This is a genomic window from Rosettibacter primus, assembly GCF_036860675.1.
Lineage (GTDB): Bacteria > Bacteroidota > Ignavibacteria > Ignavibacteriales > Melioribacteraceae > Rosettibacter > Rosettibacter primus.
Window position 1 is genome coordinate 271,038 of record NZ_JAYKGK010000005.1, and the last position, 8,463, is coordinate 279,500.

8 protein-coding genes are annotated in these 8,463 nt (G+C 31.9%); 3 read left to right on the forward strand and 5 right to left on the reverse strand.

Annotated elements, in window-relative coordinates; translation table 11 throughout:
- Nucleotides 1-35 precede the first annotated feature (35 nt).
- Genes VJY32_RS08700 through murI form a run of 3 tightly spaced genes read left to right on the forward strand, consistent with a single transcriptional unit; the run spans nucleotide 36 to nucleotide 4,839 of the window.
- On the forward strand, nucleotides 36-1,424 hold the full coding sequence (locus VJY32_RS08700; protein ID WP_353677522.1) for a tyrosine phenol-lyase: 1,389 nt from the start codon (nucleotides 36-38) through the stop codon (nucleotides 1,422-1,424).
- A gap of 20 nt (nucleotides 1,425-1,444) precedes the next feature.
- Nucleotides 1,445-4,003 (forward strand): [protein-PII] uridylyltransferase, encoded by a 2,559-nt coding sequence (gene glnD / locus VJY32_RS08705; protein ID WP_353677523.1) that lies wholly within the window; start codon nucleotides 1,445-1,447, stop codon nucleotides 4,001-4,003.
- An 8-nt stretch (nucleotides 4,004-4,011) separates the two neighbouring features.
- Nucleotides 4,012-4,839 (forward strand): glutamate racemase, encoded by an 828-nt coding sequence (gene murI, locus VJY32_RS08710; protein ID WP_353677524.1) that lies wholly within the window; start codon nucleotides 4,012-4,014, stop codon nucleotides 4,837-4,839.
- Nucleotides 4,840-4,907: 68 nt separating this feature from the next.
- Here the strand turns inward: murI and VJY32_RS08715 are convergent, their stop codons facing one another.
- From VJY32_RS08715 to VJY32_RS08735, 5 genes are all read right to left on the reverse strand, one after another.
- On the reverse strand, nucleotides 4,908-5,447 hold the full coding sequence (locus tag VJY32_RS08715) for an NUDIX hydrolase (RefSeq protein ID WP_353677525.1): 540 nt from the start codon (nucleotides 5,445-5,447) through the stop codon (nucleotides 4,908-4,910).
- 214 nt (nucleotides 5,448-5,661) lie between these two features.
- Entirely contained in the window at nucleotides 5,662-6,126 is a 465-nt protein-coding gene (gene bfr, locus VJY32_RS08720) for a bacterioferritin (RefSeq protein ID WP_353677526.1), read from the reverse strand.
- 25 nt (nucleotides 6,127-6,151) lie between these two features.
- A complete protein-coding gene (mgrA, locus tag VJY32_RS08725) occupies nucleotides 6,152-7,144 on the reverse strand; it encodes an L-glyceraldehyde 3-phosphate reductase (protein ID WP_353677527.1) in 993 nt (330 codons plus the stop codon).
- Between the two features lie 551 nt (nucleotides 7,145-7,695).
- Nucleotides 7,696-7,818, reverse strand: coding sequence for a hypothetical protein (locus VJY32_RS08730; protein ID WP_353677528.1), 123 nt, complete (start codon nucleotides 7,816-7,818; stop codon nucleotides 7,696-7,698).
- Nucleotides 7,819-7,917: 99 nt separating this feature from the next.
- On the reverse strand, nucleotides 7,918-8,397 hold the full coding sequence (locus VJY32_RS08735; protein WP_353677529.1) for an AAA family ATPase: 480 nt from the start codon (nucleotides 8,395-8,397) through the stop codon (nucleotides 7,918-7,920).
- Nucleotides 8,398-8,463: the final 66 nt, after the last annotated feature.

Consider the following 8,463-nt stretch of genomic DNA (forward strand, 5'->3'; position numbering starts at 1 on the left):
AAAAGCTACCAAACTAAAAAATATGAGGTCACACAATGGCTAAAAAAATTATCAAGAAAAGCTGGGCAGAACCTTTTAAAATAAAAATGGTCGAGCCCGTTAAAATTACAACCAGAGAATATCGTGAAAAATGCATCAAAGAAGCTGGTTACAATACTTTCCTTTTAAGGTCTGAAGATGTATATATTGATTTACTTACAGACAGCGGAACAAATGCAATGAGTGATTATCAATGGGCTGGTTTAATGATGGGAGACGAAGCTTATGCAGGCAGCAGAAATTTTTATTACTTATGGGATAATGTAAAGAAATATTATGGTATGCCTTATTTCGTGCCAACTCATCAAGGGCGAGCAGCTGAACATATCATTTCAAAAATTCTAATTAAACCCGGTGATTATATTCCAGGGAATATGTATTTCACAACAACAAGATTACATCAAGAATTAGCAGGCGGAACTTTTGTAGATGTTATCATTGACGAAGCCCATGACCCGCAAAACAGACATCCATTCAAGGGCAATGTTGATTTAAACAAACTTGAAGACCTAATTAAAAAAGTTGGCGCTAAAAAAATTCCTTATGTAAGTATTGCAGGCCCTGTAAATATGGCAGGCGGTCAACCAATTTCAATGGAAAATTTAAAAGAAGTTCATGCTCTTTCCCAAAAATATGGAATTAAACTCTGGTTCGATGCTACTCGTGCAACTGAAAATGCCTATTTCATAAAAATGAGAGAAAAAGGATACGAAAACAAAACCATTGCACAAATTTTAAAAGAAATGTGTTCATATTTTGATGGATTATGGGTAAGTGCAAAAAAAGATTTGATGGTGAACATAGGAGGTTTTCTTGCAACACGAAATAAAAAAGTTTATGAAGAAGCCCGTAATCTCGTTGTGGTTTATGAAGGTCTCCACACATATGGCGGATTAGCTGGAAGAGATATGGAAGCAATGGCAAGAGGAATAGAAGAAATGGTAAAATTTGAAAACATCAGTTCAAGAATTGGACAAATTGAATATTGCGGCAATCAACTTGAAAAATATGGCATTCCTCTTGTTTATCCTTTTGGTGGCCATGCTATATTTCTTGATGCAAAAAAATTTTTACCACATATCAAACAGGATTATTTCCCGGCTCAGGCATTAGCAGCAGAAATTTATATTGATAGCGGTGTAAGAGGAATGGAACGCGGAATTGTTTCTGCCGGAAGAGACCCCAAAACAGGACTAAACCGCTATCCCAAACTTGAACTTGTAAGATTAACATTTCCACGCCGCGTTTATACACAATCACACATTGATGTTACTGTTGAATCAATTGCTCAGGTTTATCAGGATAGAAAAAAAATTAAAGGTCTTAAAATGGTTTACGAACCAAAGTATCTTCGTTTCTTCCAGGCAAAATTTGTTAAATTATAATTGCAGATTATAGAATTAATATGAGTGACGCACTTAAACTCAAAGAATATTTTTTAGAGGACAGAAACTTACTTTTTAACAACACTGAAATTCTCAAAGACCCCTTTAAATTCTGTAAAGAATGGAGTGTTCTTGTTGAAGAGTATATTTTGAAAGCACTTAAAGAAATAAAAATTAACTGTGCTATTGCATCAGTGGGAAGTTTTGCAAGACGCGAACTTTCTCCTTATTCAGATATTGATATAATGTTCATTTTTGAAAAAGTTGATAATGATGATAACATAGTTAAAAAATGTATTACAATTTTATGGGATACTGGAATTGAAGTATCCCATACAGTTAGAGAGTTTTCAGATATAAAAAAATTTCTTAAAGAAGACTTGCATGCTTTTACACAATTTTTTGAAACAAGATTTTTATGTGGCAACGAAAAAATTTACAATGAATGGAATAAAAAAGTATTAAGCATATTAAAAGACAACCACAAAAAAACTCTTATAAATGAGTTCTTTGAAGATACACGTCTTCGATACCAAAAATATGGGGCCTCTGCAAAAGTATTAGAACCAAATGTTAAATTTACTGCGGGAGGTTTACGCGACCTTCAGGTAGTTGAGTGGATTTATTCATTAAAAAACAGCATAATACTTAATTCACAAAATGAAATAACTCAAACAGAAAACTTCATTAATATTCTGAAAGAAAATAAAATTCTTATCCCCCGTGCAGCTGCAAGAATACTGGAAAGTTATAAATTTATACTCAATACACGTAATCATCTGCATTTAATTTCTGGACACAAAAATGACAGACTTGAATTTGCGGACCAGGAAAAAATTGCTTACCGCCATGGATATTCTGAAAGTAACTGGCAGAACTACATGAGAAAATATTTTGAGTCTGCCAACATTATCAAAAGATTTGCTACTACAATGACAAAAAGGTTTGAAGAAGAACTTTCAAAGCCAATTTCGGATTATCTATCAATTCCATTAGATGATGATTTTACGCTTAAAGGTAATTTTATTTATTTAACAAAAAATATTGAACTCACAATGTCAACAATACTGCGTGCATTTTATTACAGAGGTTTATACGATGCACGCTTTGATGATAATTTGAGGTCACAAATTATTGAAGCTGTTGTTGACCATGAAGATACTCAAAATCTGGAACATCAATCTTCTGTCTTCTTTAGAGAAATTTTAAAGCTCCCCAAAAATGTAAGCAAAACTTTGAACGCAATGAACGAACTCGGAGTGCTTGGAGCTTTTCTGCCAGAGTTCAAAGAAATGATAAATTTCTTTCAACCCGGAGTTTACCATTGTTACACTGCTGATGAACATACTCTTGTTGCTTTGTCTAATCTCGAAAATTTGAATAATGAAAATAATTTCATGGGACGACTTTTCCAGAGCATAAAAGAAAAAGATGTTTTATATCTGGCTGTCATCTTTCACGATATTGCAAAACCAATTACAGTTTCGGGCCATGAAATAATTGGTGCTGAAATTGCAAATTCCGTAATGGAAAGATTAGGATATGGTCAGAGTGAAATTCAAAAAGTAAAATTTCTTGTGCGGCATCATTTAACAATGGAACAGGTTGCATTCAGGCGTAATCTTAATGACGCTACTACACTTAATATTTTTGCTGATATCTTCCCTTCATCAGAATTGATTGACCTTTTATATTTACTGACATATGCAGATTTGTCTGCTGTATCACCTGTCGTATGGACTCAATGGAAAAATGAACTATTATATGAACTTTATTATAAAACAAAGAGAATGGTTGAAGAAAGAATTACCGGACAAGAATTGCTGGCAATTAGTATGGAAGAAATTATGAAAACTTCTGATATCTTTACAGACGAAACCGTAAGAAATCATATTGATTCAATTGATGACCTTGGATATTTACAATATTTTACAGCAGAAGAAATTAATCAGCATATCGAAGAAATCAACAAAGGATTGCCTGTTTCTGTATTCTTCAAAGAAGAAGGAGGTTACACTTCCATTACAGTAATTACAAAAGATTCTGAAGCACTTTTATCCCGTCTTTGCGGTGCTCTCTCTATTAACGACCTTAACATTCACGATGCAAAAATTTTTACAAGAAAAGATGGTGTTGTGATTGATAATTTCAATGTAACTGATTTTAGAACAAACAGCGTTGTTAATGATTCAAGATATCCAAAAATTGTTGAAGACATCAAACTTGCTGTATCCAATGAACTGCAGATTGTAAAAGAATTTAACAGAATTAAGTCAAAATGGTGGAGAATTGAAAATAAATTATTCAAAAGAAAAGGTGAGGTAAAGGTATCTTTCGAAAAGCATGATAGGTTCACAATAATTGATATTTCTTCGCCTGACCGACTTGGACTTTTATATCAGATAACAAAAAAGATGAATGAACTCGGCCTTTCAATTTATTTTGCAAAAATTAATACCAAAGCTGATGATATCGTGGATTCATTTTATGTACTTGATAGAAACAAGAAAAAAGTTTCTACTAATTCTTATGAATTAATTAAATACGAACTTACCAGAACAATTGAAGAAATGTTATAGGAAATATTATGAACTTTATGAACAGAACTAATCCAATTGGATTCTTTGATTCCGGAATAGGAGGATTAACAGTAGTAAAATCTGTAATTGAACTCCTTCCAAATGAAAACATTGTTTACTTTGGAGATACTGCAAGAGTGCCTTATGGCAGCAAGTCAAACGAAACTGTAATTGAATACACACTCCAAGCTGCTAATTTTCTATTAAGAAAAAACATAAAATTACTCGTTGTTGCATGTAACACTGCATCATCAGTTGCACTAAAGGAACTAAAAAGATTTCTTACAATTCCTGTTATTGGAATGATAGAACCTGGTTCAAAAATGGCATTGCAGGAAACAAAGAAAGGAATAATTGGAGTTATAGGCACACGTTCAACAATTAATAACAAAGCATATTCAAACGAAATAAAAAAATTAAATCCAAAAGTTAAGGTCATCGAAAAAGCATGTCCTCTTTTTGTTCCTTTAGCAGAAGAAGGATGGATTAACCACAAAGCTACTGAATTAATTGCAAAAGAGTATTTAACAGAATTAAAAGAAAAGAAAATAGATACACTTGTTTTAGCCTGCACACATTATCCTATTCTCTCAGATGTAATTCAAAAAGTTATGGGCAAAAATGTAAAACTTGTTCATTCAGGAGACCCCGCTGCAAAAATTATTGAAGAATATTTGAATGGACGTGGATTAAGAAATAATTCAAACCATCTTGGAAAAAGAGAATTTTATGTGAGTGATGTTCCAACAAAATTCCATGAAGTTGCAGAACGATTTTTAGGAAAAAAAATTACTCACCTGCAAAAAGTTGAATTAGAAGAATTAACGAATGAATAATTGGTTGCAGGTTTTTCAGTTGATTTTTTGTGATTATTAAATGTGATTCAAAAGCTGTGATTAATTAATCATTCAATATCTTTATTTAATTTTAGCATTGTTATTCCGCATATCGTTTTTGCATCAACTATTTCACCATTTTTAATTTTTTCTTCAATCTCATCAATCGAAAGTTCTATTAATTCCATTCCTTCTTCACCTTCTTCACGATTATGTTTGCCAGCACCCAAATCTTTTGCTAAGTAAATATGCAGAACTTCATTACAAAATCCAGGTGTTGTATAAATTTTTCCGAGCTTAATGATATTATTTGTAGTATAACCTGTTTCTTCTTTTAATTCTCGAATTGCACAATTTAATGGGTCTTCATCTTTATCCAATTTACCTGCTGGCAGTTCAAGAATAATTTCATTATGAGGATAACGATATTGTTTGACTAAAATTATTTTCCCGTTATTTAAAACAGGAACAATAACAGCACCCCCTGGATGAACAGCTACCTGTCGTGTTGCTAAATTTTTAGAACCATTGTATTGAATATCGTCAACTCGGACATTAAATACTTTCCCTTCAAATACAATATTGCTTTTGATTACTTTGAAATTCATTTTGTTCTCTATTAATTATTCGTTGCAAAATTACACAATTACAGAATCATATTTAATTTTTTAAGAACACTGATGACACTGATAAGACATGATTTTCACAGATTTATCTCGTGGTCATCTGTCAAATCTGTGTCACCTGCCTGCGGCATGCAGGTCTGTGTTCTATTTTTTTAATAAATCTTGTTTGTTTGTCAGCTTCAACATTTCATACTGATTAGACTTGATTTGACAGATAACTTTCCAAACCCATTTGTTCAATTTGTGCTCGTTGAGTTTCAGCCCAATCAACATGTCCTTCTTCCATCTTCAAAATCTTTGTTAATAACTCAGCAGTAGATTCATCATTAACTTCACGAGCAAGTGTAATTGCTTTGTTATATGCCTTAATTGCATCTGCTTCTGCTTCTTGGTCATTATTAATAAAATCTAAAACTGATTTACCAATTTTCATCTCTCTTAATTTAGATACTACTGGAGTTCCTTCAAGAAATAAAATTCTTTGAATGAGCCATTCTGCATGATGCATTTCATCAATTGCTTGTTTTTCGATTGCTTCGTGAAGTTTACTATAGCCCCAATTATCACACATTTCTGAGTGAACCATGTACTGACTGATAGCAGTTAATTCATCAGCTAAAAGTTCATTTAAGGTATCAATTAATTTTTGATTGCCTTTCATAATTACTCCTAAATTAGTTAGAAATTTATTCCGATAAAATTTTCTCTATTTCGTTTAATTCATCCTTGCTAAATTGTAAATTATTAAGTGTACCAACGGCATCATCAATTTGTTCAACACGACTTGCACCAATCAAAGCAGAAGTTACAACTGGTTTTCTTAAAACCCAGGCTAGAGCCATTTGAGCTAAAGATTGATTTCTCTTTTTAGCAATTGCATTGAGTTTTTTTACTTTGTCTAATTTATCATTTGTAATCTGTTCGATTTTCAAAAATCCCCAGGGTTTTGAAGCACGAGAACCTTCTGGAATTCCAGTTAAATATTTATCTGTTAATAATCCTTGAGCTAAAGGAGAAAATACAATGCAGCCAATCCCTTCTTTTTCGAGCACATCAGTTAATCCATCTTCAATCCATCGGTCAAACATATTGTAACGCGGTTGATGAATTAATAAATGATGACCCATTTGTTTTAGAATGTCTGCAGCTTTTTTTGTTTCTTCGGGTTTGTATTGAGAAATACCAACATAAAGTGCTTTGCCGCTTCGAACTATCTGGTCTAATGCACCCATTGTTTCTTCAAGTGGTGTTTCTGGATCGGGACGATGATGATAAAAAATATCTACGTAATCTAAACCCATTCTTTTAAGACTCTGGTCTAATGATGCAATTAAATATTTTTTTGAACCCCAATCACCGTAAGGTCCAGGCCACATACCCCAGCCGGCTTTTGTAGATATTATCATTTCATCACGATAGCCTTTGAAATCTTTTTTAAGAATGATTCCAAAATTTTCTTCTGCAGAACCTGGAGGCGGTCCATAATTATTTGCTAAATCAAAATGAGTTATACCTAAATCGAATGCACGATGTATTATTGCTCTTCCATTTTCAAATACATCAACACCGCCAAAGTTATGCCACAAACCCAAAGAAATTGCAGGAAGTTTTAATCCACTTTTCCCGCTGCGGTTGTATTTCATTGAATCATAACGACTATCTGAAGGTGTGTAATTCAATTTTTTCTCCTGAAATTTTTTGTGAACTTAAATTGAATAATTCAATATAAAAAAAATTCTTCGTTTTATTTAGTGGTTATTTATTACAAAAGCATTTCGAAAAGTAATTGTAAAATTAAATCTTTTTTAGAACACTGATGACACTGATAAGACAAGATTTTCACAGATTTATCTCGTGTGGTCGTCTGTGTTCCTTGTTATGAACTATAATAAAATAAGATGAATATATTCCTATCAGAGCCATAATAATAAATGCTCCTATTTTGATTAATGTATAAGAATCTTTTAGGAAAACAGTACGAAAAGGAATATCATAGAGAATAAAAATTTATCAAAACGAATTCTATAATACTTTCATGATAAAATTTAATTTTATCTTTAAATTTTTCCCTAACTAAAATAGTTATAATCCCACAAAGCATCGGAATAACAGAGACGGGAATAGCTAAGATAATGGTCTTATTCTCATTCATTAAATAAATATTAGCAAAGATGCCATAAAACAAATTAACAACCAGAAAGAAATATGAAATCGTTTATTGTTTTTATATTCATATTCTCTTTAGAAATAAATTATAAAATACAATCTGTATAAACGCAGCATTACATAACCAATAATTTACATCTTTATCCCCAATAATCTTTTCCATCTGAAGTTGATTTAGTTCTTTCATATTTCACCTCCATTAATTTAGTTATTAATTTCCCCTGCGGCAAAGGGGATTAATTAATTTTTCTCTTATTTATATTGGGGAATGTTGAATTCTCAAGTATTACAACCATGAAAGAATATCGTCATTACATTTTTTATCTGTTGTTAGATCTATGAATATTTCTTCAAGTGATTGGTATGTCTCTCTTGTTACTTCGTCTTTTATTTTATTACGGATATCTCTCGTTTCCGATTGATAAACAATTTTACCCTTGTTTATAATAGCTACTTCATCACAAAAATCCTCCACTTCAGCTAAAGCGTGAGAAGTAATTAAAATAGTTGTACCTTTCTCTTTCATTCTTTTTAGTATATTTTTCATTTTCCTACGTGAAAGTGGGTCAATATTTTCAAATGGTTCATCTAAAATTATGATTTCCGGGAGGTGGATTATCGCAGCAATAAATGCTACTTTCTTGCGCATCCCGGTTGAATATTCCCACAACAACTTTTCTTTTTCTTGTAAGATATCAAATGTTTTTAACAAGGAATTTATTCGATTTTCTATCTGAAATCTATTAACATTATAAATTTGTGCCACAAAGTTTAGATATCTAAAATCCGATATAGGACATTAAAAAGTAGATTTTTTCTATAATGTGGTCAA

Coding starts and splice junctions, on each gene's coding strand:
- VJY32_RS08715 (WP_353677525.1), bottom strand. CDS start 5,447: ATGAATTTCAAAGTAATCAAAAGCAATATTGTATTTGAAGGGAAAGTA.
- bfr (WP_353677526.1), bottom strand. CDS start 6,126: ATGAAAGGCAATCAAAAATTAATTGATACCTTAAATGAACTTTTAGCT.
- murI (WP_353677524.1), top strand. CDS start 4,012: ATGAACTTTATGAACAGAACTAATCCAATTGGATTCTTTGATTCCGGA.
- VJY32_RS08730 (WP_353677528.1), bottom strand. CDS start 7,818: ATGAAAGAACTAAATCAACTTCAGATGGAAAAGATTATTGGGGATAAA.
- glnD (WP_353677523.1), top strand. CDS start 1,445: ATGAGTGACGCACTTAAACTCAAAGAATATTTTTTAGAGGACAGAAAC.
- VJY32_RS08700 (WP_353677522.1), top strand. CDS start 36: ATGGCTAAAAAAATTATCAAGAAAAGCTGGGCAGAACCTTTTAAAATA.